The organism is Streptomyces sp. DS1-CR2 (genome assembly GCF_055760475.1).
Genome location: NZ_CM147085.1, coordinates 3,782,501 through 3,808,049 on the forward strand (window position 1 = coordinate 3,782,501; position 25,549 = coordinate 3,808,049).

The 25,549-nt window shown below is 72.4% G+C and carries 21 protein-coding genes (1 of these 21 only partly in view); 5 read left to right on the forward strand and 16 right to left on the reverse strand.

The genetic code is table 11. The features are described from left to right. A protein-coding gene (locus tag ACY0PA_RS18335) for a stage II sporulation protein M (protein ID WP_473085629.1) crosses the window boundary here: on the reverse strand, positions 1-697 show its 5' portion. Its footprint begins 311 nt before the window's first position; 697 of the gene's 1,008 nt are visible here — the first part of the coding sequence; it begins with the start codon at positions 695-697; its stop codon lies off the left edge, out of view. Between the two features lie 110 nt (positions 698-807). On the opposite strand from ACY0PA_RS18335, the gene ACY0PA_RS18340 reads away from it, so the two are divergent. Beyond that, a complete protein-coding gene (locus tag ACY0PA_RS18340; RefSeq protein ID WP_473085630.1) occupies positions 808-1,758 on the forward strand; it encodes an RDD family protein in 951 nt (316 codons plus the stop codon). A 14-nt stretch (positions 1,759-1,772) separates the two neighbouring features. Here ACY0PA_RS18340 and ACY0PA_RS18345 read toward each other — a convergent pair whose 3' ends face one another. The 9 genes from ACY0PA_RS18345 to ACY0PA_RS18385 form a co-directional block, all read right to left on the reverse strand. Continuing rightward, on the reverse strand, positions 1,773-2,387 hold the full coding sequence (locus tag ACY0PA_RS18345; protein WP_326775445.1) for a hypothetical protein: 615 nt from the start codon (positions 2,385-2,387) through the stop codon (positions 1,773-1,775). Positions 2,388-2,509: 122 nt separating this feature from the next. Continuing rightward, a complete protein-coding gene (ahcY, locus tag ACY0PA_RS18350; RefSeq protein WP_473085631.1) occupies positions 2,510-3,973 on the reverse strand; it encodes an adenosylhomocysteinase in 1,464 nt (487 codons plus the stop codon). Positions 3,974-4,208: 235 nt separating this feature from the next. Then, entirely contained in the window at positions 4,209-5,258 is a 1,050-nt protein-coding gene (locus ACY0PA_RS18355) for a cation diffusion facilitator family transporter (protein ID WP_473085632.1), read from the reverse strand. Between the two features lie 128 nt (positions 5,259-5,386). After that, on the reverse strand, positions 5,387-6,538 hold the full coding sequence (manA, locus tag ACY0PA_RS18360; RefSeq protein WP_473085633.1) for a mannose-6-phosphate isomerase, class I: 1,152 nt from the start codon (positions 6,536-6,538) through the stop codon (positions 5,387-5,389). A gap of 64 nt (positions 6,539-6,602) precedes the next feature. Continuing rightward, on the reverse strand, positions 6,603-7,727 hold the full coding sequence (locus ACY0PA_RS18365; protein WP_473085634.1) for an SIS domain-containing protein: 1,125 nt from the start codon (positions 7,725-7,727) through the stop codon (positions 6,603-6,605). A gap of 43 nt (positions 7,728-7,770) precedes the next feature. Continuing rightward, the gene (locus ACY0PA_RS18370) at positions 7,771-7,941 is read right to left on the reverse strand and encodes a Trm112 family protein (RefSeq protein ID WP_473085635.1); all 171 of its coding nucleotides are present in this window, start codon (positions 7,939-7,941) and stop codon (positions 7,771-7,773) included. Between the two features lie 109 nt (positions 7,942-8,050). Continuing rightward, entirely contained in the window at positions 8,051-9,415 is a 1,365-nt protein-coding gene (locus ACY0PA_RS18375) for a phosphomannomutase/phosphoglucomutase (RefSeq protein WP_473086352.1), read from the reverse strand. A 68-nt stretch (positions 9,416-9,483) separates the two neighbouring features. Then, complete coding sequence (locus tag ACY0PA_RS18380) at positions 9,484-11,100, reverse strand: L-lactate permease (RefSeq protein WP_473085636.1); 1,617 nt, start codon at positions 11,098-11,100, stop codon at positions 9,484-9,486. 136 nt (positions 11,101-11,236) lie between these two features. Further along, a complete protein-coding gene (locus ACY0PA_RS18385) occupies positions 11,237-11,611 on the reverse strand; it encodes a DUF3499 domain-containing protein (RefSeq protein ID WP_473085637.1) in 375 nt (124 codons plus the stop codon). A gap of 322 nt (positions 11,612-11,933) precedes the next feature. Between ACY0PA_RS18385 and ACY0PA_RS18390 the strand changes: the two genes are divergently transcribed. Then, the gene (locus tag ACY0PA_RS18390) at positions 11,934-12,389 is read left to right on the forward strand and encodes a metallopeptidase family protein (protein ID WP_473086353.1); all 456 of its coding nucleotides are present in this window, start codon (positions 11,934-11,936) and stop codon (positions 12,387-12,389) included. A gap of 25 nt (positions 12,390-12,414) precedes the next feature. On the opposite strand, the gene ACY0PA_RS18395 is transcribed toward ACY0PA_RS18390, so the two are convergent. The 3 genes from ACY0PA_RS18395 to ACY0PA_RS18405 all read right to left on the reverse strand — a co-directional run bounded on the left by ACY0PA_RS18395 (position 12,415) and on the right by ACY0PA_RS18405 (position 18,162). After that, complete coding sequence (locus ACY0PA_RS18395; RefSeq protein WP_473085638.1) at positions 12,415-13,920, reverse strand: DUF5719 family protein; 1,506 nt, start codon at positions 13,918-13,920, stop codon at positions 12,415-12,417. After that, entirely contained in the window at positions 13,917-17,624 is a 3,708-nt protein-coding gene (locus ACY0PA_RS18400) for a glycosyltransferase family 2 protein (protein WP_473085639.1), read from the reverse strand. The genes ACY0PA_RS18395 and ACY0PA_RS18400 overlap by 4 nt, the downstream gene beginning before the upstream one ends. Positions 17,625-17,898: 274 nt before the next feature. Beyond that, positions 17,899-18,162, reverse strand: coding sequence for a WhiB family transcriptional regulator (locus ACY0PA_RS18405; RefSeq protein ID WP_093617031.1), 264 nt, complete (start codon positions 18,160-18,162; stop codon positions 17,899-17,901). Between the two features lie 709 nt (positions 18,163-18,871). Between ACY0PA_RS18405 and ACY0PA_RS18410 the strand changes: the two genes are divergently transcribed. Genes ACY0PA_RS18410 through ACY0PA_RS18420 form a run of 3 tightly spaced genes read left to right on the forward strand, consistent with a single transcriptional unit; the run spans position 18,872 to position 21,681 of the window. Then, positions 18,872-19,375 carry a cysteine dioxygenase gene (locus ACY0PA_RS18410; RefSeq protein WP_473085640.1) on the forward strand — a complete coding sequence of 168 codons (504 nt, stop codon included), beginning with the start codon at positions 18,872-18,874 and terminating at the stop codon, positions 19,373-19,375. Between the two features lie 33 nt (positions 19,376-19,408). Beyond that, complete coding sequence (cofD, locus tag ACY0PA_RS18415) at positions 19,409-20,368, forward strand: 2-phospho-L-lactate transferase (RefSeq protein WP_100597963.1); 960 nt, start codon at positions 19,409-19,411, stop codon at positions 20,366-20,368. Continuing rightward, entirely contained in the window at positions 20,365-21,681 is a 1,317-nt protein-coding gene (locus ACY0PA_RS18420) for a coenzyme F420-0:L-glutamate ligase (RefSeq protein ID WP_473085641.1), read from the forward strand. Before cofD ends, ACY0PA_RS18420 begins: the two co-directional genes overlap by 4 nt. A 12-nt stretch (positions 21,682-21,693) precedes the next feature. Here ACY0PA_RS18420 and ACY0PA_RS18425 read toward each other — a convergent pair whose 3' ends face one another. The 3 genes from ACY0PA_RS18425 to ACY0PA_RS18435 form a co-directional block, all read right to left on the reverse strand. After that, positions 21,694-22,734, reverse strand: a complete 1,041-nt coding sequence (locus ACY0PA_RS18425) for a DNA-3-methyladenine glycosylase family protein (RefSeq protein WP_473085642.1) — start codon at positions 22,732-22,734, stop codon at positions 21,694-21,696. Between the two features lie 83 nt (positions 22,735-22,817). Further along, positions 22,818-23,900 (reverse strand): mannose-1-phosphate guanylyltransferase, encoded by a 1,083-nt coding sequence (manB, locus tag ACY0PA_RS18430; protein WP_453777882.1) that lies wholly within the window; start codon positions 23,898-23,900, stop codon positions 22,818-22,820. Between the two features lie 83 nt (positions 23,901-23,983). After that, complete coding sequence (locus tag ACY0PA_RS18435; RefSeq protein ID WP_473085643.1) at positions 23,984-25,408, reverse strand: peptidoglycan recognition protein family protein; 1,425 nt, start codon at positions 25,406-25,408, stop codon at positions 23,984-23,986. Between the last annotated feature and the right edge of the window lie 141 nt (positions 25,409-25,549).

Genomic DNA, 25,549 nt, shown 5'->3' on the forward strand with positions numbered 1-25,549 from the left:
TACCGGCCGCTACGAAGACTGCCGTCAGTTCCAGGAGACCGTGGGGCAGCACCAGGCCGAGGAAGGTGTCGAGACGGCCGGCCGAGGACATCAGGCCGATGCCCACACCCAGGTTCAGCATGTTCTGGAAGAGGATCCAGAGGACGGGGAGGCCCAGGAAGACGCCCAGGACCAGGCACATGGCGGCGGCCTGGGCGTTGTTCGTCCACACCTGCGCGGCGAAGGAGGCCGCGGGATGGCTGGAGTAGTACGTCTCGTACTGGCCGCCCGGGCGCGTGAGGTCGCGTAGTTCGGAAGGGGCGGCTATCGACGCCTGTACTTCGGGGTGGGTGCCTATCCACCAGCCCAGGAGGGCGGCTATCGCGGTGGAGAGGAGTGCGGTGGGGACCCACCAGTGGCGGGAGCGGTAGACCGCCGCGGGGAAGCCCTGGGTCAGGAAGCGGGTCACGTCGCGCCAGGAGGCGCGGCGGGTGCCTGTCACGGCACTACGCGCGCGTGCCACCAATTGTGTGAGGCGTCCGGATACCTGCGGGTCCGGGGCGCTGGACTGGATCAGGGAGAGGTGGGTCGCGGCCCGCTGGTAGAGCGTGACGAGTTCGTCCGCTTCGGCGCCGGTGAGGCGGCGCCTGCGGCGCAGCAACGCGTCCAGTCGGTCCCACTCGGCTCGGTGGGCGGACACGAAGACGTCGAGGTCCATCGGGTCGGCTGCTCCTCGGCTGCTGTTGCTGCGGCTACCTCTGCGGCGCGATGTGCCCTCAGCTTGGCAGACTGGCGGTTCCGAGGGCAGGGCAGGGAAGGACGGCCGGCGTGAGTGAGCTTGTGACGGGCGAGGCGGTGGCTCTTGAGCTGCGCCCCGCGAAACTGCCCAGTCGGGCTTTGGCAGTGGTCATCGATCTTGTCGTGGCGTTCACCGTGTACATCGTGGTGACGATGGGGATCGTGGCGTCGACCTCTTCCCTGGACCAGGCGGCGGCCGCCGCGGTGGCGGTGGCGACGTTTTTGCTGGTGCTTGTCGGGGTGCCGATTGCGGTGGAGACGCTGAGCCATGGGCGTTCGTTGGGCAAGCTGGCGTGCGGGCTGCGTGTGGTGCGGGACGACGGGGGGCCGATCCGGCTCCGGCATGCGCTGGTGCGCGGGGCCGTCGGGGTGGTGGAGATCCTCATGACGTTCGGGGTGGTCGCGTGCATCGCGTCGCTGGTGTCCGAGCGGGGGCGGCGGCTCGGGGACGTGTTCGCGGGGACGCTCGTCGTGCGGGAGCGGGTGCCGGCGGGGCCGGCGCGGTTCGTGCCTCCGCCGCCGCCGTGGCTGGTCGGGCGGTTCTCCGGGCTCGATTTGTCGGGGGTGCCGGACGGGCTGTGGCTGGCGGTGCGGTCGTATCTGACGCGGATGGGGCAGCTGGATCCGCAGGTGGGCCATTCGATGGCTGAGCGGCTTGCCGGTGATCTGGCGGCTTGTACGGGGGCTCCGGCGCCGGGGGATGTGCCGCCTGCGGCGTATCTGGCAGCGGTGGTGCATGAGCGGCAGTCGCGGGATGCGCGGCGGGCGTTCGGCGGCGGGGCGGGGGGTGCGGCACCGGTCGGGGCGGCTGGGGCGGCTCCGGTGGGCGGGCCGGGGCCGGTGTATCCGGGTGCTGCGACGCCGGTTGGGCCGCCCGTTGGTCCTGCTGTCGCGGCTGCTGCGCCGCCCGCTCCCGATGTCGCGGCTGCGGGTCCTCGCGAGGACGAGGGGCCGGGCACCGGTTTCGTGCCGCCTGCCTGACGCGGGGCCGCTTCTCAGGCGAAGGTCGACGGCGGGGATTCGAGGTGTTCGAGTTCGATGCCGGGGGCGGCGAGCACTACGTCGCCGGCGAGGTGGACGGCCTGCTGTTCCCCGGTGTCCAGGTCTGTGACCTGGTATTCGTCGACGTTCAGGGGGCCGGTGTCAGTGGCGTGTGTTTCTGTTTTCAGCAGGGCCCAGGACTGGTCGAGGGTGAGGGGGGCCAGGACCGGGTCGGTGAAGCGGACCAGTCGGACGCGGGTCGCGGGGGAAGCGGGGGTGAGGCGCAACAGGCGTGCGGTGGCGACGAGGAAGGCCGGCGAGGTGCCGGTGAAGGCGTGGGCGGGGGCGTTGCCTTCGGTGGCGTGGGTGCCGGTGGGGTCGGTGCGTACCCAGGTGACGCCGTCGATGGCTGCTCCTCGTACCTGCCAGCTCGCCGCGTTGAGTTCGAGGCGGATGGGGCGGCCGAGTTCGTCGATGGCCAGGTCGACGGAGCCGGAGTGGTCGCCGGAGGGGGTGACGGTCTGGGAGACGTAGCGCCAGCCGGAGGGGCCGGGGGCGCAGTGGAAGTGTTCTTCGCCGAGGGGGGTGTGGTCGTGGGTGTCGTGGAGCGAATAGCGGCCGCGGGGCATGGGGGCTCTCGAGGTCCTTCGGGGTCGTGCGGACGTCGGGTGGTGGGGGGCCGGGCCGGTACGGGGCAGGCCCCCCGCACCGGAGTGCGAGGGGCCTGCGTAGCACCGGGGTCCGCTCGGGATCAGTAGCGGTAGTGGTCCGGCTTGTACGGGCCGTCGACCTCTACGCCGATGTACGAGGCCTGCTCGGGGCGCAGCTTCGTCAGCTTCACGCCGAGGGCGTCGAGGTGCAGGCGCGCGACCTTCTCGTCGAGGTGCTTGGGGAGCACGTAGACGTCGGTCGGGTACTCGTCGGGCTTGGTGAACAGCTCGATCTGGGCCAGGGTCTGGTCCGCGAACGAGTTGGACATCACGAAGGACGGGTGGCCCGTCGCGTTGCCCAGGTTCAGCAGACGGCCTTCGGACAGGACGATGAGGACCTTCCCGTCGGGGAACTTCCAGGTGTGGACCTGCGGCTTGACCTCGTCCTTGACGATGCCCGGGATCTGCGCGAGACCGGCCATGTCGATCTCGTTGTCGAAGTGGCCGATGTTGCCCACGATCGCCTGGTGCTTCATCTTGGCCATGTCCGAGGCCATGATGATGTCCTTGTTGCCGGTCGTGGTGACGAAGATGTCGGCCTTGTCGACGACGTCGTCGAGCGTCGCCACCTGGTAGCCGTCCATCGCCGCCTGCAGCGCGCAGATCGGGTCGATCTCGGTGATGATCACCCGGGCACCCTGGCCGCGCAGCGACTCCGCACACCCCTTGCCCACGTCCCCGTAACCGCACACGACGGCGGTCTTGCCGCCGATCAGGACGTCGGTGGCACGGTTGATTCCGTCGATCAGGGAGTGGCGGCAACCGTACTTGTTGTCGAACTTCGACTTCGTCACCGCGTCGTTCACATTGATCGCCGGGAACAGCAGAGTGCCGTCGCGGTACATCTCGTAGAGACGGTGAACACCGGTCGTGGTCTCCTCCGTCACGCCGCGGATCTCCGAGGCGAGCTGGGTCCACTTCTGCGAGCCGTCGGTGATGGTGCGGCCCAGGAGCTCGAGGACGACGCGGTGCTCGTCGGACTCGGCGGTGTCGGCCGAGGGGACCTTGCCGTCCTTCTCGTACTGGACGCCGTTGTGGACGAGGAGGGTGGCGTCACCGCCGTCGTCCAGGATCATGTTCGGGCCGCCGGTAGGGGTGTTCGGCCAGGTCAGGGCCTGCTCCGTGCACCACCAGTACTCCTCGAGGGTCTCGCCCTTCCAGGCGAAGACCGGGACGCCCTGGGGGTTGTCCGGGGTGCCGTTCGGGCCGACGGCGATGGCCGCGGCGGCGTGGTCCTGCGTGGAGAAGATGTTGCAGGAGGCCCAGCGGACGTCGGCGCCGAGTGCGACGAGGGTCTCGATGAGGACGGCGGTCTGCACCGTCATGTGCAGGGAGCCGGTGATGCGGGCGCCCGCGAGCGGCTGCGTGGCGGCGTATTCCTTGCGGATGGACATCAGGCCGGGCATCTCGTGCTCGGCGAGGGTGATCTCCTTGCGGCCGAAGTCGGCCAGGGAGAGATCGGCGACCTTGAAGTCCTGGTCCTGCCGGTTGTCGACAGTCGTCATAGGGAGCTTGCTCCTCGTGGTGGTGGGTCGAGGTGGGCATGGCTGGCGTGCGGCGACGGGCATACGAGTGCCCGGGGCTCGCAGCGCAGTCCGTCGGAGGCCCTCTCTCCCTCGGCCGGCCCGTCGTGCGGGCCGCCCGACCGCCATCAGCAGCGACGTCTGGCTCAGAGACGAATCTACACCGATCGGCCGAGGCGGACCCAGCCCGCCTCCGGGCCCGGCGTGAGCGGGAGGGTCAGTTGGCGTCCGGGCCCGAGCTGTCCGGGGCCGGGCTGTCAGAGGCCGGGCCGGCCGGGGTCTTGGCCGGGCTGTCAGAGGCCGGGCCGGCCGGGGTCTTGGCCGGGTTGGTGCCGGCCGAGGCGGCCGAGGCGGCCGCCTCGTTGTAGATGTCCGGTTCGAGGTAGATCACGCGGGCGATCGGGACGGCCTCGCGGATGCGGGCCTCCGCGGCGTTGATGGCGTTGGCGACCTCGGTGGCCGTGTCGTCGTGCTGGACGGCGATCTTCGCGGCGACGAGGAGTTCCTCGGGGCCGAGGTGGAGGGTGCGCATGTGGATGACGCCGGTGACGGTCTCGCCGTCGACGAGCGCGGTCTCGATCTTCTTGACGTCGTCGATGCCCGCGGCCTCGCCCAGGAGCAGCGACTTGGTCTCGGCGGCCAGCACGATCGCGATGGCGATGAGCAGGACGCCGATGCACAGGGTGCCGATGCCGTCCCAGAGGCCGTCGTCGGTGGCGAGGGCGAGGCCGGTGCCGGCGAGTGCGAGGACGAGACCGATCAGCGCGCCGAAGTCCTCCAGGAGGACGACGGGAAGCTCGGGTGCCTTGGCGCGGCGGATGAACTGGGACCAGGTGAGCTTGCCGCGCAGCTGGTTGGACTCCTTGATGGCGGTGCGGAACGAGAAGCTCTCGGCGATGATCGCGAAGACGAGGACGCCGATCGGCCAGTACCAGTTCTCGAGCGCGTGCGGGTGCTTGATCTTCTCGTAGCCCTCGTAGACGGCGAACATGCCGCCGACCGAGAAGAGGACGATGGAGACGAGGAAGGCGTAGATGTAGCGCTCGCGACCGTAGCCGAAGGGGTGTTGCGGGGTCGCCTCGCGCTGCGCCTTCTTGCCGCCGAGCAGCAGGAGGCCCTGATTGCCGGAGTCGGCGAGCGAGTGGACGCTCTCGGCGAGCATCGAGGACGAGCCGCTGAAGAGGAACGCCACGAATTTCGCTACCGCGATCGCGAGGTTGGCGGCGAGTGCCGCCACGATCGCTTTTGTGCCGCCTGAAGCGCTCATGTGTTCCCGATGTCCCTTCGTACGCCGTCCCGGTCCTGGCTCGTACGGATCTGTCCGCGTACGCCGTCCCGGGCTTTGCCCACCCTTTGCGGTGGGTCATTGTTGCAGCCCGGGACGACTGAGGCGCGTCAGGCCACCACGGTTGCCCGGAAGAGCGTGCCGGCTCCGGACACTTCGGTCTTTTCGCCGGCAGGGACGAACGCCGACTGCCCTGCGGTGAGGTCGAGTTCGCCGGCGCGGACCGTGCCCGCGGTGCAGAGCAGGATCTGCGGGGTCCCGGTGGTCACGTCGTGCGCGGCGGCACCCTCGGGCAGGGTGTAGCGGGAGAGGCGGAATTCATCGATGGGGGTCTCGTAGACCTCTTCGCCGGCCGGGGACGCCTCGGGGCGCAGGATGCCCGGGTCGGTGGCCTCGAAGCGGACGATGCGCAGGAGTTCGGGGACGTCGACGTGCTTGGGGGTGAGGCCGCAGCGCAGGACGTTGTCCGAGTTGGCCATGATCTCTACGCCGAGGCCGTCGATGTAGGCATGCGGGACGCCGGCGCCGAGGAACAGGGCCTCGCCGGGGTTGAGTCGGACGTGGTTGAGCAGCATGGCCGCGATCACGCCCGGGTCGCCGGGGTAGTGGTGGGCGAGCCCGGCGTAGGGCGCGTAGTCGCCGCCGAGGCGCTCGGCGGCGGCCGCGGCCTCGGTGACCGTGGCGGCCATCTCCTCGTGGCCCGCGCTCAGTACGGCGGTCAGGACCTCGCGCAGCGCGGCCTCTTCGGGGTGGGCGCGCAGCAGGTCGGCGTACGGCTTGAGGGAGTCGACGCCGAGGCCCTCGATGAGGCGCGCGGCCTCTTCGGGGGCGCGGAATCCGCACAGGCCCTCGAACGGCGTGAGGGCGCAGATCAGTTCGGGCTTGTGGTTGGCGTCCTTGTAGTTGCGGTGCGGGGCGTCTATGGGGACGCCGGCGCGCTCCTCGGCCTCGTAGCCCTCCTTGGCCTGGGCGAGGTCGGGGTGGACCTGGAGGGAGAGCGGGGCGCCCGCGGCGAGGATTTTGAGGAGGAAGGGGAGTCGGGGGCCGAACTTCGCGACGGCCTGCGGGCCGAGCTCGCGCTCGGGGGCCTGGTCGATCACCTCGTTGAGCGGGCCGCGCCCGGTCCGCGAGGGGGCTCCCGGGTGGGCGCCCATCCACATCTCGGCCTGCGGCTCGCCCGTCGGCTCGGCACCGGTGAGGTGCGGGATGGCGGTGGTCGAGCCCCAGGCGTAGGGGCGGACGGTGTTGGTGAGGCGGTCCATCAGGTGTTCTTCTCCGTACGCGGGTCAGGGGCCGGCCGGTGGTTCGGGACCGGCCGGGTCCACGTCATGCGCCCGAGGCGAGCGCGAGGTAAACGGCGGCGAAATCCGTGACGGCGATCAGTTCGGCGAGTGTTTCCAGTTCGTCGCCCTCTTCGGGCTCGAGCTCGCTGATCGGGGTGTCGTGGCCGAGTGCCAGCTCGCGGGCGGCGGGCGCGGCGGTGAGGCCGCCGGGCCGGTCGCGCAGGAGGACGACGCGGACGCGCATCGGCTGTGCCTCGTCGACCCGGTCGCGGAAGAAGTCGTCGGGGTCGGCGCCGCCCGCGAGGTCGCCGAGGAGGAGGCGGCCGTGCGCGGGGAGCGCTTCGGGCAGGTCGGAGGCGAGGGCGGGGCGGCCGGCGAGTTCGGCGAGCGCGGCGGCGAAGCGGCGGCCTGCCGGGCCCGCGGCGTGCCCTTCGGTCCAGATCAGGGGCAGGGCGTCGGCGAGGTCGGCGGCGAGGGTCTTGGCGGGGTTGCTGTAGGTCGCGACGGCGGGGCCGCAGCGCTCGGCGGTCTGGTCGAGGCGGTCGGCGACCTTCTCCAGGGTCTCGGCCGGCGCGGAGAGCAGGCCGGTGCGGTCCAGGAGGGAGAGCAGGGGGGTGAGCAGGGCCCACAGGGCGCCGGGCGCGGAGGCCGCGGCGGGTTCGTCCTCCTCGTACGGGGCGGTCGCCATCGGTACGAAGAGGCCGTGTGCCCCGGCGACGGCCTCGGTCAGGGGGGTGCCCGCGGGGCTGACGGCGACGATCGTGCAGCCGCGCCGGTAAGCCTGCTCGACGAGCAGGGCGAGGCCCGGCTCGGTGCCGTCGGTGGTCGCGACGAGGAGGAGGTCCACGGGGCCCGCCCAGCCGGGCAGCTCCCAGCGCAGGGCGCCCGCGGCGGGGGCGACGCCGGTGGGGTGCAGCCGCGCTACGGGGCAGGAGGCGCCGGCGAGCCTGCCGAGCAGGTCACCGACACAGCCGGCGGCGAGGCCGGGGCCCGCGAAGAGGACGGCGCGCGGGCGGCCGTCCGGTTTGAGCTCGGTGATCCCGGCCTCCGCGGCGTGCCGGACCGCGGTGCGGACGCGGGCGCCGGCCTCGGCGGCGCCGCGCAGGAGTCCGCGGCGGTCGACCTTGGCGAGGGCCTCGGGGGCGTCGAGCAGCGATTCGTCGAGCATGGTGTCAGCCTCCGGGACGGCCCCTGCGGGGCCTGGGTGGGACCTATGCGGAGCGGCGGGCCTCGTCAACGAGGAGTACGGGGATGCCGTCGCGGATCGGGTAGGCGAGGCCGCAGTCCGATCCGGTGCAGAGCAGCTCGGCGTCCGCCTCCTTGAGGGGGGCGTGGCAGGCCGGGCAGGCGAGGATCTCCAGGAGGCCGGCTTCGAGCGGCATGAGGTGTCCCTTCGGCGGTGTGGATGTGTGTGCGTGCGGCCTGGTCAGCGTACCGCCGGGGGCGGGGGCACGGCTGCTCGGACGGGAGTCGCGGCGGGTGTGGCCGTGGTCAGGCTCTGATGATCGCCAGGACCTCGTCGCGGATCTTGGTCATGGTGGCTTCGTCCCTGGCCTCAGCGTTCAGGCGCAGGAGGGGCTCCGTGTTGGACGGGCGGACGTTGAACCACCAGTCCGTGGAGGTGATCGTCAGGCCGTCGAGCTCGTCGTGCGTGATGCCGTCCCGGCCGGCGTACTCGGTCTTGATCGCCGCGAGGCGGGCGCGCTGGTCGGCGACCGTGGAGTTGATCTCGCCGGAGCCGGTGTAGCGGTCGTACTCGGCGACCAGGGCGGACAGGGCGCCGCTCTGGCCACCGAGGGCGGCGAGGACGTGGAGCGCGGCGAGCATGCCCGTGTCCGCGTTCCAGAAGTCGCGGAAGTAGTAGTGCGCCGAGTGCTCGCCGCCGAAGATCGCTCCGGAGGTGGCCATCTCCTGCTTGATGAAGGAGTGGCCCACGCGCGTGCGTACCGGTGTGCCGCCGTGCTCCTTCACGACCTCGGGGACGGACCGGGAGGTGATCAGGTTGTGGATGATCGTGCCTGTGCCGCCGTTCCTCGCCAGTTCGCGGGAGGCGACGAGGGCGGTGACGGCGGACGGGGAGACGGGGTCGCCGTGCTCGTCGACGACGAAGCAGCGGTCCGCGTCGCCGTCGAAGGCGAGGCCGAGGTCGGCGCCTTCCTCGCGGACGCGCTTCTGCAGGTCCACGAGGTTCGCCGGGTCGAGCGGGTTGGCCTCGTGGTTGGGGAACGTGCCGTCGAGCTCGAAGTACATCGGGACGAGGTCGAGCGGCAGGCCCGCGAAGACGGTCGGGACGGTGTGCCCGCCCATGCCGTTGCCCGCGTCGACGACGACTTTCAGGGGGCGGATCTCCGTGAGGTCGACGAGGGAGCGCAGGTAGGCCGCGTAGTCGTCGAGGGTGTCGCGCTGGGTGAGGGTGCCCGCCTGCACGGCGGGTTCGGGGGCGCCCGTCTCCAGCCACTTCTCGGCCAGTTCGCGGATGTCGGCGAGGCCCGTGTCCTGTCCGACGGGGGCGGCGCCGGCGCGGCACATCTTGATGCCGTTGTACTGGGCCGGATTGTGCGAGGCCGTGAACATCGCGCCGGGCAGGTCGAGCGCGCCCGACGCGTAGTACAGCTGGTCGGTGGAGCACAGGCCGATCTCGGTCACGTCGGCGCCGAGGGCGGCCGCGCCCCGCGCGAAGGCCCGGGAGAGGCCGGGCGACGAGGGCCGCATGTCGTGTCCGACGACGATCGCCGCGGCGTCCGTCACGCGCACGAAGGCGGCGCCGAACAGCTCGGCGAGGCGCTCGTCCCACTGGTCGGGGACCACTCCGCGTACGTCGTACGCCTTGACGATCTGCGACAGATCAGCAGCCACGGTCACCCAACTCTCCTGAAGTCCGCTTCGGACAGCACAAACTACCCGTACGGACTGACAGTCGGCTGTCAGGGCAGCATCCAGCCGAGGACCGCTGAGCTCTGCGCCATCACGATCAGGCACATCACGAGCAGCAGTCCCGCGCTCCACGGCAGCACCTTGCGCAGCAGGTCCCCCTCCTTGCCCGCGAGCCCCACGGCCGCGCACGCGATCGTGAGGTTCTGCGGGGAGATCATCTTGCCGAGGACGCCGCCGGAGCTGTTCGCGGCGGCGAGCAGTTCGGGTGACAGGCCGGACTGCTGGGCGGCGGTGACCTGGAGTGCGCCGAAGAGGGCGTTGGCGGAGGTGTCGGAACCGGAGACGGCGACGCCGAACCAGCCGAGTACGGGCGACAGGAACGCGAGGCCCGCGCCGGCCGCGGCGACGAAGTGCCCGATGGTGGCGGCCTGCCCGGAGAGGTTCATGACGTAGGCGAGGGCCAGGACGCTGGTCACGGTGAGGATCGCGAAGCGCAGCTCGTACACGGTCGCCAGCCACTCGCGTACGGCTACGCGCGCGTGGACGCCGATGACGGCGGCCGTGATCGCGCCGGCGAGGAGGACCAGGGTGCCGCCGGTGGAGACGAGCGGCAGGGTGAAGAGGTTGCCGCCGACGGGCTTGCCCTCGGGGTTCGCGACGTTCAGGAAGGGCCAGTCGAAGACGCGCGTCGCCTTGGCGATCCAGTCCTTGACCGCGGGGATCTGCGCGATCGAGAAGATGACGACGATGAGCGCGTAGGGGGCGTAGGCGCGCAGGATTTCGGGCCGCGGGTCGTCCTGGTCGAGCTCCTCGCTGCGTACGCCGGTCAGGACGGCGGCGCGTACGGGTTCGGCGGCGGGCCTGCGCGCGTGCGGCACGGCGACGAGGGCGCCCGCGCCGATCAGTGCGGCCCCGATGTCGGCGAGCTGTGCGGAGACGTAGTTCGAGGCGGCGAACTGGGCGGCGGCGAAGGCGAATCCGCAGGCGAGGGCTGGTATCCAGGTCTCGCGCAGGCCGCGCCGCCCGTCCACGAGCCAGACGAGGACCAGCGGCACCACGAGGGCGAGCAGCGGTGTCTGACGGCCCACCACGGAGGCGACGGAGCCGAGCGGGAGCCCGGTGACCTGGGCGAGAGTGACGACGGGCGTGCCCATCGCGCCGAAGGCCACGGGCGCGGTGTTGGCGACGAGCGCGACGACGGCCGCCTTGACCGGGTCGAAGCCGAGCGCGACGAGCATCACGGAGCAGATCGCGACGGGCGCCCCGAACCCGGCGAGCGCCTCGAGGAGCGCGCCGAAGCAGAACGCGATGACGAGGGCCTGGATGCGCGGGTCGTCCGACAGCCGCCCGAAGGAGCGGCGCAGGATGTCGAAGTGCCGGGTGCGGACGGTCATCCGGTACACCCACAGGGCGTTCACGACGATCCACATGATGGGGAACAGCCCGAACAGCGCGCCCTGCGCGGCGCTCGACACGGTCTGGCCGACCGGCATGCCATAGGCGAGGCAGGCGACGAGGGCGGCCGCGGCGAGCCCGATGAGGCCCGCGAGGTGGGCCTTCATGCGGACGGCGCCGAGCAGGACGAGCACGGTGACCAGGGGCAGGGTCGCGACGAGCGCGGACAGACCGAGCGATCCGGCCACGGGCTCAAGCTGCTGGACGAACACGGGCGCCTCCCGGGCACTGGGTGGCGAAATTGTTGTGTCCGCAACAAACTCAGGTCAATGCGTGGGACGAAGGAGATTCCGTAAAGGGGAAACCGAAGTCCGAATACGGCCTTCGGCCCGGCCGCCGGCGTCCGGCTCAGTTGTCCGGTGAGCGCAGCACCCGTAGATGGCCGCGGCGCGCGACCTCCATCGGGTCCGCCGTGCGGGGGCCGCCGCCCGCCTCGGCCGCGCGCTCCTGCGGGCGAGCCGCCTCACGCACCGCGTTGGCCAGGGCCTCCAGATCGTCGCCGCTGGGGCGCGAGGGGCCGGAGCTGTGGGCGAGCCGGACGACCTCCCACCCACGCGGGGCGGTGAGGCGCTCGGAGTGCTCGGCGCACAGGTCGTAGCAGTGGGGTTCGGCGTAGGTGGCGAGGGGGCCGAGGACCGCGGTCGAGTCGGCGTAGACGTACGTCAGCGTCGCGACGGCGGGACGGCCGCAAGCGGTGCGCGAACAGCGACGTACAGGGCTCACAGCGTTGGACGGTACCGCACTCTTGAGCGGGCCGCGACGACTCCCCGGGAGCTCACCCCACCGTGTCGTGGTGCGGAGCGGGGCACACGGGGCTCCGGGAGCGCGCCGCTGACCTGCGCGGACCGGGGGTGGTGCGCCCCGCGTCCCTGGTGAACGCGGTCACCACTCGGGGCAAATACCGACAGGAGCCGCGAGACCACCGGTCCGGGAGGGATACGGAATCGCGCCCAAGTTTGGCTTGATCGGTCAGGAAGCGACATGCCGGTTCCGTGCGGGCCGGCGCGGGCAGGTGCGTCGGCGGGAGGTCTACGCTGCGTCAGTGATGGAGAACCCCGTACCGCCCCCTGCCGCAGAGCCGAAGCCTCCCCGCCGCCGCGACCGGCACGGCAGGGGCATGCGCGGGCCCGTCGCCCCTCCTCAGGTGCCGCTCTCCGCGAGCCGGGCCGAGGGGTTCGCCGATCTGGTGCAGGACTCCGTGGAGCGGCTCGAGCGGCGCTTGCCGCAGCTCGCCGACATCGACTTCCTGATCCTCGAAGTGCCCTCGGTCGGCCCGGCCGGCGAGGGCTGGAGCGACGAGGCGGTGCCCCTGGGCGGCACGATCGCGGCCCGCGAGGGGCGCCCCGCGCGCGTGGTCGTCTACCGCCGCCCGGTCGAGATCCGCACCAAGGGCCGCGACGAGCGCGCGGCCCTGGTGCACGAGGTCGTGGTCGAGCAGGTCGCCGAACTCCTCGGTCTGTCCCCCGAGACGGTGGATCCGCGCTACGGCGACGAGGAGTGACCCGGCGGACCGGGCCACTCCTTCGTCACTTCTGCAGTACCGACAGGTCCTGGTCCGCGTGCGGCACCGAGACCGTCCCCCGGTCGTCCGGGAGCGTCTGGACCGTGAACATCGGGACTCCCGGGACGTCCCGGTCGGGCACGTCCAGCATCCGCGAGCCGTAGACCTCCCCGCCCGACACCGGCTCCACCGTCAGCGCGTACGCCCCCTTGAGCCCGGCCGGGACCGGCGGCTGCACGGACATCGTCGTACCGCCCTTCACGGTGTACGTCTTCGAGACCGGGGTGCCGCCCTCGGTGCCCGCCGACGCCGTCACCTTGACCGTGCCCGCCGCGCCCGGGGCCGTCAGCGAGAGCGTCGAGCCCTTCGCGCGGTTGTCGGCGACGGTCGCCCGCGCGCCGACGGGCCGGGTCGCCGGGATGAACGCCGTCTCCTGGTCGTCGCCCTTGCCGCGCACGACGCGCAGGGCGGCCACGACCGGGGCCGGGTCGCCCGTGGGCGTCAGGATCAGGGAGCCGGCCTCGCCGCGCGTGACGTCGCCGAGGTCGACGGCGGCCGTCATCCCCGACTTCACGTGCAGGCTCTCGTGCCCGGCCGGGCTGATGCGGCCGGTCGGGGAGGCCAGCTGGACCTTCAGGTCCGCGTCGTTGTCGCCGGGCGCGAAGGCGACCAGGCGCACGCTCGTGGCGTCCTTCGGGATGCCGGGCAGCACGACCGTGTCCGCGGGGTCCGCGGACGCCGGCAGCCAGTCGCCGCCGAGCTTGTCGTCCGCGGCGAGGACGGCGGCGGCGACCCGGCCGCTGCGGGCCGTCACATGGAGCGTGACGTTCGTCTGCGGCTTGTCGGTGAGGGTGGACAGCAGGACCGGCACGCTGGAGTGCGGCTGGACCTGGATGCCCTCGCCCACATCGGACTTGATGGCGCCGTTCGCGCCGTACAGCTGCACATCGACGACCGCGGCCGAGTCGTCCGGGTTCGTGAGGTGGATGTAGTCGCTGCGCTCCTTGGCCGTGGAGGCGCCCGGGAACCAGAAGTCGGTGTCGGGCGCCGAGCAGTTCACCCCGAGGAGGCCGCGGCCGGTGCCGGCGGCCACCTCCGTCGTCTGCTGCACGGTCCAGCCGGGCGCGAGATTCCCGTCGGCGCTGCCCACGAGCGCGGGCGACTCGGCGCCCGACGAATCGCCCGCGACGGGCTTGCCCGGCTTCTGCGGGGACAGCACGGGCTTGTCGGCCTTGCCCTTGTCCTTGCCGCTCCCGGTGCTGTCCGTCAGCTCGCGCGTGGCGGGCGACAGGGCGGCCTTGCCGGAACTCCCGGACTCCTTCGAGGCGGGTGTGTACGACGTGTACGCGGTCTCGGCGAGGTCCGAGGAACTCGGCGCGGGACACAGCAGGCTGGAGCGCTCCACCGGCAGCCGCGCGGCCGCCTTCGCGGAGTCGCCGTCGCCGCTGCCGGGCGCGGTGGCCGCCGCGAAGCCGGTGACGGCGGCGAGGGCACCGGCCGCGGCGATCAGGGACAGGGTGGTGCGGTTCACTGCTGGCTCCCGTCGGGGCGCTCACTGTCGGTGCCGTGCGGCGGCTGCGCGGGCGGCTGCGGCTGCTCGTACGGGTCGTAGGCCTGCTGCCCGTACTGCTGCTGGGCGTCGTACGTGCCCCCGTAGGCGTACGGGTCGTACTGGCCGGCCTGGTACGGGTCCGCCTGATAGGGGTCCGCCTGCTGGGTCTGGTCGTACGTGCCCTGGTAGGGGCCGCCCTCGTACTGCTGCTGGTCGCCCTCGGCGTACTGGCCGTAGTCGGCGGGCGCGTACGCGGGGGTGTCCCACTCGCCGTACGACGGCTGCTGCGGCACACCGGCCGCGGCGAGCTCATCCTCCGAAGGCGGCGGCGGTACCGCGCCGTCCGTGGCCTCGGCCGCGGCCTGTTCGGCCTCCGCCTGGGCGCGCAGGCGGCGGGCCCTGCGGCCCTCGCCCTCGACGGCCTGCGCGGGCACGACGGGCTCCTCGGGAAGGTCGTCGTCCACGTCCCTGCGCCGGCCCGGCAGGGCCAGCACCACGAGGACGAGAGCGAGCGCGCCCTGCACCCACAGCCAGGCCGCGTGCGAGATCGGCGCGTCGAACGTGACGTCCAGGCGGCCGCCCGTGGCGGGCAGTTCGAAGCCCTGCGCCCAGCCGTCGACGGTCGTCTTCGTCAGGGGCGCGCCGTCCAGCGTCGCCGTCCAGCCCTCGTCGGCCGTGTCGGCGATGCGCAGGACGCGGCCGGCCTTGCCCGCGGGGATCTTCGTGTGCAGTTCGACGGGGCCCGCGGCGACGGGCTGCGGCTCGTCGGACCCGGACACGATCGCGGCGCGCGAGACCTGCCGGTCCACGCGCCACAGGGCGGTGCCGTCCTGCTGGCTGAGCCGGGACAGGCCGGGCGTGGAGTCGAGGACGCGGCTCATCTGCCGGGGCGCGCCCGCGCGTACGAGGACGTAGCGCACGGCGAAGCCGCCCAGCTGGTCGGCCTGGTCGGCGCCGGAGCCGGCGACGAGGTTGGCGACGACCTTGTCGAGCTTCTTGTTGCTGCCGCCCGCGTCGGTCAGTTCGGCGTCACCGAGGCGCGCGCCGGCGCCGCGCACCAGCGAGTACGACACCTTGGCGGCCGAGTCGCTGTCCATGACGAGGGTGCGGGCCTGGTCCTGGGTGCCGCTCTCCTCGGCGACGAACGCGGGCACCTGGGTGGGGTCGCGGCGCTCCAGGGGGCCGTCGGCGCCGCGGATCATCCAGCCGGCCGCGGCCAGGAGCGGTCCGGCCACCGCGGCGAACGCGATGAGGGCCGCCACCGGCTGCCGCCAGCCGAAGCTCTGCTCGGCCACGCGCGAGCGTGCGCCGTCGGCGCCGAGCACGGCGGCGGCGAGGAGGGCGATGCCGTAGACGAGGGTCGCGGGCCCGGCCCAGGCCGAGCTGTTCGACAGGGCCGCGAAGACGAGGGCCACCAGTGCGATCGCCCAGGCGGTGAGGACGGCGGGGCGGCGCTCGGTGCGCAGGAGCGCGGCGAGCCCGGCGAGGACGATGCCGATGAGCAGCAGTCCGCCGAGGGTGCCGGAGCCGCCGGGCGAGGCGCCGAGCAGTCCGAGCGCGGACGCCGACCCCTTGCCGTACGGGAGGCCCGCCTCCTTGAAGAAGCCGGACGGAAGCAGCGTCAGGGACCACGGCGCGAGCATCAGGAGCGGGGTGCCGAGCGCGGCCAGGAAGCGGAACCCGTACGCGGTGATGTCGCCGCGGCGGACGGCGAGGAGCGCGATGCCGAGGACGAGCGCGATCGGCCACACGAGGGGCGTGAAGGCCGTCGTGACGGTCAGCAGGAGGGCGTACGCCCAGGTTGCGCGCCAGCTGCCGCGCGCCCCCGCGTGGTTCATCAAGCCGCTGGCGGACAACCCCGCGCGCGCGATGAGCGGCAGCAGGATCGCAAGGACCGCGGTGCCGATCCGGCCGCCGGCGAGCGCGCCGGTGGCGGCGGGCAGGAAGGCGTACGCGACGGAGGCCCACGCCCGCAGCAGGCGCGAGGTGACCAGGGGGCGTGAGGCGAAGTAGGCGGTGAAGCCGGCGAGCGGTACCGAGCAGACGAGGAGCACGGTGACGGCGAGTCCGGTCGAGCCGAACAGGAGCGTGGAGAACGCGGCGACGACCGCCAGGTACGGCGGCGCGGACTGCGTGCCGCCCGTGCCGGCCGGGTGCCAGCCGTCGAGATAGCGCGACCACAGGGCGGACGCGTCACCCGGGGCGGGCAGCAGCGCGCCGCCCGCGAGCGCCCCGCCGCCGAGCAGCGCGCGGCAGGCGATGAGCGAGACGAACAGCAGCACTACGAAGAGCATCGGTCCCGGCTTGCGGGCGATGCGCTTGAGGCGGGCGAACTGCTCGATCTCCAGGAAGTCCGCGTCGTCGCCGCCGGGGCCGGACTCGACGGCGCTGCCGTGCCGTCCCGCGGCGTTGATCTCGGGGTCGGACGCGCCGAAGACGCTGCCCGCGACCTGCTCGGCGGTGAGCCGGACCGTGGCGCCCGGCGGCGGGAAGAGAGGCCGCAGCTCCTTGGCGTCGACCACTCCCTTGCCGCGCCTGCGGCGGGCTGCGAGGATCCGCTCGGGCCGCAGCAGGGTGCCGAGGAGTCCGGTGATCTCGTCGAGCGCCTGGCCGGGAACCTTGCCGACGAGGTACGCGAGGGTGCGCACGAGCGTGCCGATGACGAGGCGCAGGAGCACCCAGGGCAGCACGGCCGTACGGGCGTTGACGAGCAGGGTGTAGACGGCGCCGGCCTTGTCGACCTTGTGCGGGGATGTCGCCGTGCGGCCCACGCAGTCGACGGTGCGGCGCTCGCGTGAGGAGGCCTCCGCGTGCCGGACGACGGCGTCGGGGGCGATGACGACGCGGTGGCCGGCGGCCTGGGCACGCCAGCACAGGTCGACGTCGTCGCGCATCAGGGGCAGCCTGCGGTCGAACCCGCCGAGTTGTTCGAACACATCGCGCCGGATCAGCATGCCGGCGGTGGACACGGACAGGACGGGCCGCACGTGGTCGTGCTGTCCCTGGTCCTGCTCGCGGCGGTCGAGGCCGGTCCAGCGGCGCCCCGAGTTGGCGATGGAGACACCGACCTCGAGGAGCTGCCGACGGTCGTACCAGCCGCGCAGTTTGGGTCCGACGACGGCGATCTCGTTGCCGGCCTCGCGCTCGTTCTCGACGACGCGCAGGAGTTCGGCGAGCGCGTCGGGCTCGGGCGCGCAGTCGTCGTGCAGGAGCCACAGCCACTGCTCGGGCTCGCCGTGCGGGAGCTCCGGCATGTCGTAGGCGTCATCGCGCCAGGTGCGGCTGACGGGGTCCCAGCCGCTGGGGCGCTTGAGGTACGGCAGCTCCTCGGGGGTCAGCACTCCCGCGGTACGCGCCGCTTCGTCGACGGCCTGGCCGAAGCCGGTGCGCCGGGCCAGGTGGAGAACGCGCTCGTCGCCGATCGCGTCGGCGATCAGCGTGGCGGAGGCGTCCGCGCTGCCGGTGTCGGCGGCTACGGCGTTCTGTACGGGGCGCTCCTGGCCGAGCAGCCCTGACAGGACGTCGGGCAGCCAGCGCGCTCCGTCGTGGGAGACGAGCACGGCGGTGACGACATGTCTGGGGAACTCGGGTGGCCGGGTCGGGTCTGGCCCTGCGGCGTGCCCCGGGTTGAACGCGGCTGCGGCAGTGTCGAATTGGCCTGCCGAATGGCTGTGCACGGACATCGAGGTACGGGCCCCGGTTCGTTGGACTGCGGTGGACGCCTGTGCCCTGCGGGGGCGCTGGGTCGTCTCGGACGGGGCCCCACACTAACGGCTGACAACAACGGCGGCCCGCCCCCTGTGGACAACCCAGGGCGACGGGCCGATCGCTACGCGGAAAAGAGTCTTCGGACGGCGTCCTTATTGCGGTCCTTGGGGCGGTGCTCAGTGGATCCTGCTGCGGTCCTTGCTGAGGCCTGTCGTTCTCGTCGTTTCGGACGGCTGCTCTGACAGCGGCTCAGACGGCGGCCTTCTTCAGGCGGCGCCGCTCCCGCTCGGAGAGGCCGCCCCAGATGCCGAACCGCTCGTCGTTGGCCAGTGCGTACTCGAGGCACTCGGACCTGACCTCGCAGGCGAGGCAGACCTTCTTGGCCTCCCGGGTGGAGCCGCCCTTCTCCGGGAAGAACGACTCGGGGTCGGTCTGGGCGCACAGTGCGCGCTCCTGCCAGCCGAGTTCCTCTTCCGCGTCCTCGACCAGCAGTTGCTGAAACGACTCGGTCATAGTGCGCCCCTCGTCCGTCTGTGCGTCCCCGTGATGCTGCCGTTACCGTTTTCGGCTGAACGACACGAGTGAAATTACAAGTGTGCCGATCCGGGCCAGTCAAGCCGAGATCTGCTATTGGGTCCCTTATTCACTCTGCGGAACCAAGGGTATGCGGAAAGTGTTCAAATCGGCCTAAACCTTGACACTTGCCAGAGGCCCATCCCGGCCGTCGCCCCCCAAGAGCTCCGGCAGACCTCGCGCGGGCCTCTGCAAGGGAGGACGCCTCGGGCGTTGATCCCGTTCCGGGGGCGGCGCCGGAGCGTTCCGGATCACATTCGGATCACGGGAGCGCGGCGGCGTTTGTGCGCCCGGTTGATGCGCCATGTGTCCCGGCCGGAAGCTGAACAAACCTTTCGCCTGGCACGGCAACCGGATGAGGTGAAACATATCCCACAATCCGGACACCTAGTTGACAGGGGAGGAATGAACCGGTGTCCTGGTGGGCATGCTCGCGAACTTGGCGCTTTCCGTGACCCGCCCCGGGTCCCTCGGTGCTGCCCACGCGCGCTGTTGCTGTTGCTGTCCCAGCTGTTGAGCCCACCGCGCTCCGGCTGAATCCCCTCGCTCCACCGCGCTCCACTCCCCCGGCAGTTCATCCGTGCCGGGCGCCGTCCAGCGACACCCCCAGCACACCGCACACCGCACCCCGCCGAGGACCCCCGTACCCATGAACAGTGACAGCGACCTGCAGATCGCCGGCGACATCCTCGAAGTACCCCACCTGCTCCAGCCCGCGCGCGAGCACCCGGCCACCGTCGCCGAGTTCGCCGGCCTGGCGCGCTCCATCGCAGCCGACCGCGGCCGGTGGGAACACCTCATCGAGTACGACGCCGCCAGCCGCTGGTACCACCGCCTGCAGACGGGCCCCGGCTACGAGGTCTGGCTCCTGTCCTGGGTGCCCGGACAGGGCAGCGGGCTGCACGACCACGGCCGCTCCTCCGGGATACTGACCGTCCTCCAGGGCAAGCTGACGGAGCGTTCGGAGCGCGGCGCCCGCACCCTCGCGCCCGGCGCACAGCGCGTCTTCGCCCCCGGCTACGTCCACGAGGTCGCCAACGACGCGCTGGAGCCCGCAGTCAGCCTCCACGTGTACTACCCCGGGCTCACCGAGATGCCCATGCACGCCCCCCGCTGCGTCAGCGACGCCACGCAGGATGCCGTGACCGCCTGACGAAGTGTCGTACCCGCCTGCGATGCTGGGCACATGCGCATTGTGGTTCTGGCAGGCGGCATCGGTGGTGCCCGGTTCCTTCGCGGTCTCAAGCAGGCGGCGCCGGACGACGCGGTCATCACGGTCATCGGCAACACCGGGGACGACATCCATCTCTTCGGCCTGAAGGTCTGTCCGGACCTCGACACGGTGATGTACACGCTCGGCGGCGGCATCAACGAGGAGCAGGGCTGGGGACGTACGGACGAGACGTATCTGGTCAAGGAGGAGCTGGCCGCCTACGGGGTGGGGCCCGAGTGGTTCGGTCTCGGCGACCGGGACTTCGCGACCCACATCGTCCGTACGCAGATGCTGGGCGCCGGCTATCCGCTCAGCGCGGTCACCGAGGCGCTGTGCGAGCGCTGGAAGCCCGGCGTGCGGCTCATCCCGATGTCCGACGACCGCGTCGAGACGCATGTGGCGGTGACCCTCGACGGGGAGCGCAGGGCCGTGCACTTCCAGGAGTACTGGGTGAAGCTGCGTGCCTCTGTGGACGCGCACGCCGTGGTGCCCGTCGGCGCCGAGCAGGCCAAGCCCGCGCCCGGTGTCCTGGAGGCCATCGCCGAGGCGGACGTCATCCTCTTCCCGCCGTCCAACCCCGTCGTCAGCGTCGGGACCATCCTCGCCGTGCCGGGCATCCGCGAGGCCATCGCCGAAGCCGGTGTGCCCGTTGTCGGTCTGTCGCCCATCGTCGGGGACGCGCCCGTGCGCGGCATGGCCGACAAGGTCCTCGCCGCTGTGGGTGTCGACTCGACGGCCGCCGCGGTCGCCGAGCACTACGGGTCGGGGCTGCTCGACGGATGGCTCGTCGACACGGTGGATGCGGGCACGGTGGAGCGCGTCGAGTCGGCGGGCATCCGCTGCCGCGCGGTGCCGCTGATGATGTCCGACCTGGACGCGACGACGCAGATGGCGCGTGAGGCGCTCACCCTCGCGGAGGAGGTCCGCGCGTGAGTGACGTTCCTTCCGCTCCCTCCGCTCCCTCCTTCCGTGCCTGGGCGCTCCCCGGCCTCCCCGAGGTCCGCGAGGGCGACGACCTCGCCAAGCTGATCGCCACCGCCGAGCCCGGCCTCGTCGACGGGGACGTACTCCTGGTCACCTCGAAGATCGTCAGCAAGGCCGAGGGCCGGATCGTCGAGGCCACCGACCGCGAGGCGGCCATAGACGCCGAGACCGTACGGGTCGTCGCGCGCCGCGGCCCCCTGCGCATCGTCGAGAACAAGCTGGGCCTGGTCATGGCCGCGGCCGGCGTCGACGCGTCGAACACGCCCGCGGGCACGGTGCTGCTGCTGCCCGAGGACCCCGACGCGTCGGCCGCGGCGATCCGGGACGGGCTGCGGGACGCGCTCGGCGTGGACGTCGGGGTCGTCGTGACGGACACCTTCGGCCGCCCCTGGCGCAACGGCCTGACCGATGTCGCCATCGGCGCCGCGGGCGTGCACGTCCTCGACGACCTGCGCGGCGGCACGGACGCGTACGGCAATCCCCTCAGCGCCACGGTCGTCGCCACGGCGGACGAGCTGGCCGCCGCCGGGGACCTGGTCAAGGGCAAGGCCGCCGGGCTGCCCGTCGCCGTCGTGCGCGGGCTCGCGCACGTGGTGGGCGAGGGCACCGGCGCGCGCGAGCTGGTGCGCGTGGCGCGGGACGACATGTTCCGGCTCGGCACGTCCGAGGCCGTACGGGAGGCCGTGACCCAGCGGCGTACGGTGCGGGCCTTCACGGACGAGCCGGTCGACCCGGGAGCCGTGCGGCGCGCGGTCGCCGCGGCCGTGACGGCGCCCGCCCCGCACCACACGACGCCGTGGCGGTTCGTGCTCCTGGAGTCGCAGGAGTCGCGCGTGCGGCTGCTCGACGCGATGCGGGACGCGTGGATCGAGGATCTGCGGCGCGACGGCAAGAGCGAGGAGTCCGTCGCCAAGCGCGTGCGCCGCGGTGACGTGCTGCGCCAGGCGCCGTATCTGGTCGTGCCGTGCATGGTGATGGACGGGTCGCACACGTACGGGCACGCGCGCCGGGACGCGGCCGAGCGGGAGATGTTCGTGGTCGCGACCGGCGCGGGCGTGCAGAACTTCCTGGTCGCGCTCGCCGGTGAGCGGCTCGGCTCCGCGTGGGTGTCGTCGACGATGTTCTGCCGCGATGTCGTACGCGAGGTGCTCGGCCTTCCGCAGGAGTGGGACCCGATGGGCGCCGTGGCCGTGGGGCACGCGGCCGTCGCGCCTGCGGAGCGCCCGCCGCGCGATGCCGATGGCTTCGTGGTCGTGCGCTAGCCGGCGGACCGGTTACCAGTCGGCGATGTTCGTGCGGCGCATCTTCGGCTGTCTGCGCGGGGGTGTGCGGCCGCTGAGGAGGATGAGGCGGGCCGCGCGGTGGCGCTGGCCCTGCTCCTCGTACGGGGCGAGGAGCCGCAGCATCTCCGCGTCGTCCGCGTCGCGGTTGCCGGCGAGCGCGTAGCCGACGATGCCCGGCAGATGGACGTCGCCGGTCGTCACGGCGTCGGCGGCGCCGTTGCTGCGCTGGACCGTCTCGGCGGAGGTCCAGGGGCCGATGCCGGGGATCAGTTCGAGGCGGGCGCGGGCGTCGGCCGGGGTCATCGACGCGGCCTCCTCCAGGCGGCGGGCCACCTTCACGGCGCGCAGGATGGTCGAGGCCCGCTTGTTGTCCACGCCCGCGCGGTGCCACTCCCAGGACGGGATGAGCGACCAGGTGCGCGGCTCCGGCATGACGTGCAGGCCGAGCCCGGCGGTGGGGCCGGGTGCCGGGGTTCCGTACGTGCGCAGCAGGATCCGCCAGGCGCGGTACGCCTCCTCCGTCGTGATCTTCTGTTCCAGGATCGACGGGATCAGCGATTCCATGACCAGACCCGTACGCAGCAGGCGCAGACCCGGCCGGTAGTGGTGGGCGTGGGCGAGAAGCCGGTGGCGCGGCTCGAACACCTCGGGCTCGTCCGACTCACCGAGAAGTTGCGGGAGTTGGGCAAGCAGCCAGGTTGCGCCCGGGCCCCATGCCTGCGCTTCGGCGACGTGGCCGCGCAGGGCCACGCGCAGGGTGCCGGGGCCTTCGGGCGTGCGGGTGGCCCGCCAGACCGAGCCGTCCGGTGTGACGCGGAAGGCGGGGTCGGCGGGCCCCCGGCGCAGCGGTCCCAGGGTCAGGCCCAGGTCGAACGGGCTCCTCGGTTGCCAGCGACGGGTGTGCGCCTCGGTCGCCGGGCGCGGCACGACGGCCCTGGGCGCGACGGCTCGGGGCACGACGGCCCTGGGCGCGACGGCCTCGCCGCCGCGCACCGTGGTGCGCGTGGGGCGAGGGGCGTATCGGCCGGCCAAGGGGTCCTCGTCAGGTGGTGGGGTGCTCCTTGCAGCGTAGGGGGTCGGGCTCGCCGGCCCCTACCGGTCCGAGGGGACAGCCCTTACTGGTCCGAGGAGAAGCGCACCGCCGCCGCCGGGATCCGGGCGTCGCACCACACCCGTACGCCCGACTGGAGTTCGTTGTCCGGGCCGACCGTCGCGCCGTCGCCGATCACCGCGCCCGTCAGGACCGTGCGGGCGCCCACGTGGGCGCCGCGGCCGATCAGGGAGTCGGTGACTACCGCGCCCGCCTCGACCGTCGCGCCGGCGAGGACCGCGCTGCCCGAGATGCGGGCGCCCTCGCCGACCGTCGCGTTCTCGCAGACGACCGTGCCGTCCGTGAGCTTCGCGCCGGGGGCGACCGAGGCGGTGGGCAGCGTGAGGCTGTCGCCGCGCCGGCCGGGGACGGCCGGGGACGGCGCGCGGCCGAGGACGAGGTCGGCGGAGCCGCGCACGAAGGCCTGGGGGGTGCCCAGGTCCAGCCAGTACGTGGAGTCGACCATGCCCTGGAGGTGGGCGCCGGACGCCAGCAGGTCGGGGAACGTCTCGCGTTCCACCGAGACGGGGCGGCCCGTGGGGATCGTGTCGATGACCGAGCGGCGGAACACGTAGGCGCCCGCGTTGATCTGGTCGGTGACGATCTCCTCGGGCGTCTGCGGCTTCTCCAGGAACGCCTGGACCCGGCCCGTCGCGTCCGTGGGGACCAGGCCGAACGCCCGCGGGTCCTCGACCCGGGACAGATGCAGGGAGACGTCCGCGCCGGTGGTCTCGTGCTCGTCCACCAGGGCGCGGATGTCGAGGCCGGTGAGGATGTCCCCGTTGAAGATCAGGACCGGATCGTCGGGTCCCGAGTGAAGCCGCGACGCGACGTTACGGATCGCGCCGCCGGTGCCGAGGGGCTCCTCCTCGGTGACGTACTCCAGATGCAGCCCGAGACGTGAGCCGTCGCCGAAGTACGGCTCGAAGACTTCGGCGAGGTACGAGGTGGCGAGCACGATGTGCTCGACGCCCGCCGCTCTCGCCCGGGCCAGCTGGTGGGTGAGGAACGGGACGCCCGCCGCCGGGACCATCGGCTTGGGTGTGTTCACGGTGAGCGGTCGCAGTCGGGTGCCCTTGCCGCCGACCAGGAGGATCGCTTCTGTCACCTGTCGTCTCTGCTTCCTGCTGGGGCCGGTCGAACTGCCTTTCGGCCGGCCAGTGTATGCAGACTGTGCCGTACGGCCGGGCGTCAGCGGCCCTGGAGACTGGCCGATGTGGACCGGGCGGTGCCGAGCTTGTCGTAGAGGCGGCGCCCCGGGCACTCGGTCGAGTAGCCGTCCCGGTGCCCCGAAATCGCGTTCAGTCGTGCGCTCTTGCCCTTGGGGTACAGATTGCCACCGGCTGACGTGAGATATGTCTTACCGCTCGGATTCACCCCGTAGAGGCCAAGCTTCCAGGCCGCCAGGCCGGCGAGGGCGTCCACCGCGGCGGCCGGCGCGTTCGAGGAGCCGAAGGTGCCGAGGACCGCGACTCCCATGCTGTTCGTGTTGAACCCGAGGGTGTGGGCGCCCATGACCGGCTTCGCCACGCCACCGGCACGGCCCTCGTAGATGTTGCCGCACTTGTCGACGAGGAAGTTGTAGCCGATGTCGCGCCAGCCCAGGCTCTTCACGTGGTAGCGGTAGATACCGCGGATGACTGAAGGGGCTTGCGAGCACTTGTAGTTGTTGCCCGTGGCGCTGTGGTGCACGAAGGCCACCTTGACCTTCGAGGTGTAGGTGAAGTTGCTCTCGCGCAGCTTCTCGTCGGCACCCCAGCCCTTGCGCGTGACAATGCGCGGGCGCGGGCCGATGTACGGGCGGACCTTCGCGTCGGCCTCGCCGCCGCGGGCCTCGATGAGCTCGCTCTCGGTCTCCTTCTTGCCGAGGGCGGGGATGGCGTCGGCACCGAGGGGGGCCAGGTCGGCGTTGACGGCGGAGGCGGCGGCGGACTCGGCGGTCAGCACGCCGGAGCCGGGCACCTCGGCGGGGGCGCCGCCGGGCGGGGGCTCATCGCCGGACGCGGGCTCGCCGGCGGGCGGGGGCTCCTCTCCGGGGTCGACCAGTTCGAGGCTCAGGCCCTTGGGCAGAGGCGCCTGCGCGGCGGAGTTCGCGGAGTTCGCGGAGTTCGCGGAGGATCCGGCGGTCAGGTGTGCCGGGGCCGCCTGGGGGCGCACGCGCACCTCGACGCCGTCGGACGCGCCGACCCACAGCGGGGCGGTGGCTCCGCGCAGCCGGCCCGAGTCGTGCTCGGCCGTGCCGGGGTCGGGGGCATGGTCGCCATTGTGCGTCTCGATGTCCTGCCAGCCGGACCAGCGGGCGGTGCCCCTGGCGCGCGTACGCACCTGGACGCTGCCCTCCAGCACGGCGGCCGGGTCTTTCCAGGCGACGCCGACGAGCGAGAAGGGGTGCACATCGCGCTGGGTCAGGCCCTGTTCGCCTGGGGCGCGCAGGCCGCGGTCGCGGGGCAGGACGGTCAGGGGGAGCGACTGGGTGCTGCCGGATACGGCTTCGGCGGTCAGGGCCCTGGCGGCCGAAGGGGTCGTGGCTGCCCCGGCTCCGGAGGACAGGGCGAGCGGAAGGGTGAGGGCTGCCGCGGACGCGACGCCGATCGAGGAAGTGAGGAATCCACGCATGCCAACGATCGTGGACATAGTGGTACATATCTGTCCATCGGGAAGTGTCATTGGTGGGCAGGGGAATTGACGGCTCATCGGGCCGACACGGCGTCGTGGTTCCCCCGGTCGGCCCCACACCGCCGCGCGCCCCGCGTACCC

Excerpts from the sequence above, each read along its gene's own strand:
- manA (WP_473085633.1), bottom strand. The coding sequence starts at position 6,538 with ATGGACCGCCTCACCAACACCGTCCGCCCCTACGCCTGGGGCTCGACC.
- ACY0PA_RS18400 (WP_473085639.1), bottom strand. The coding sequence starts at position 17,624 with ATGTCCGTGCACAGCCATTCGGCAGGCCAATTCGACACTGCCGCAGCC.
- ACY0PA_RS18390 (WP_473086353.1), top strand. The coding sequence starts at position 11,934 with ATGGAGAACCCCGTACCGCCCCCTGCCGCAGAGCCGAAGCCTCCCCGC.
- ACY0PA_RS18435 (WP_473085643.1), bottom strand. The coding sequence starts at position 25,408 with ATGCGTGGATTCCTCACTTCCTCGATCGGCGTCGCGTCCGCGGCAGCC.
- ACY0PA_RS18365 (WP_473085634.1), bottom strand. The coding sequence starts at position 7,727 with ATGCTCGACGAATCGCTGCTCGACGCCCCCGAGGCCCTCGCCAAGGTC.
- cofD (WP_100597963.1), top strand. The coding sequence starts at position 19,409 with ATGCGCATTGTGGTTCTGGCAGGCGGCATCGGTGGTGCCCGGTTCCTT.
- ACY0PA_RS18370 (WP_473085635.1), bottom strand. The coding sequence starts at position 7,941 with ATGCCGCTCGAAGCCGGCCTCCTGGAGATCCTCGCCTGCCCGGCCTGC.
- ahcY (WP_473085631.1), bottom strand. The coding sequence starts at position 3,973 with ATGACGACTGTCGACAACCGGCAGGACCAGGACTTCAAGGTCGCCGAT.
- ACY0PA_RS18355 (WP_473085632.1), bottom strand. The coding sequence starts at position 5,258 with ATGAGCGCTTCAGGCGGCACAAAAGCGATCGTGGCGGCACTCGCCGCC.
- ACY0PA_RS18345 (WP_326775445.1), bottom strand. The coding sequence starts at position 2,387 with ATGCCCCGCGGCCGCTATTCGCTCCACGACACCCACGACCACACCCCC.
- ACY0PA_RS18405 (WP_093617031.1), bottom strand. The coding sequence starts at position 18,162 with ATGACCGAGTCGTTTCAGCAACTGCTGGTCGAGGACGCGGAAGAGGAA.
- ACY0PA_RS18410 (WP_473085640.1), top strand. The coding sequence starts at position 18,872 with ATGAACAGTGACAGCGACCTGCAGATCGCCGGCGACATCCTCGAAGTA.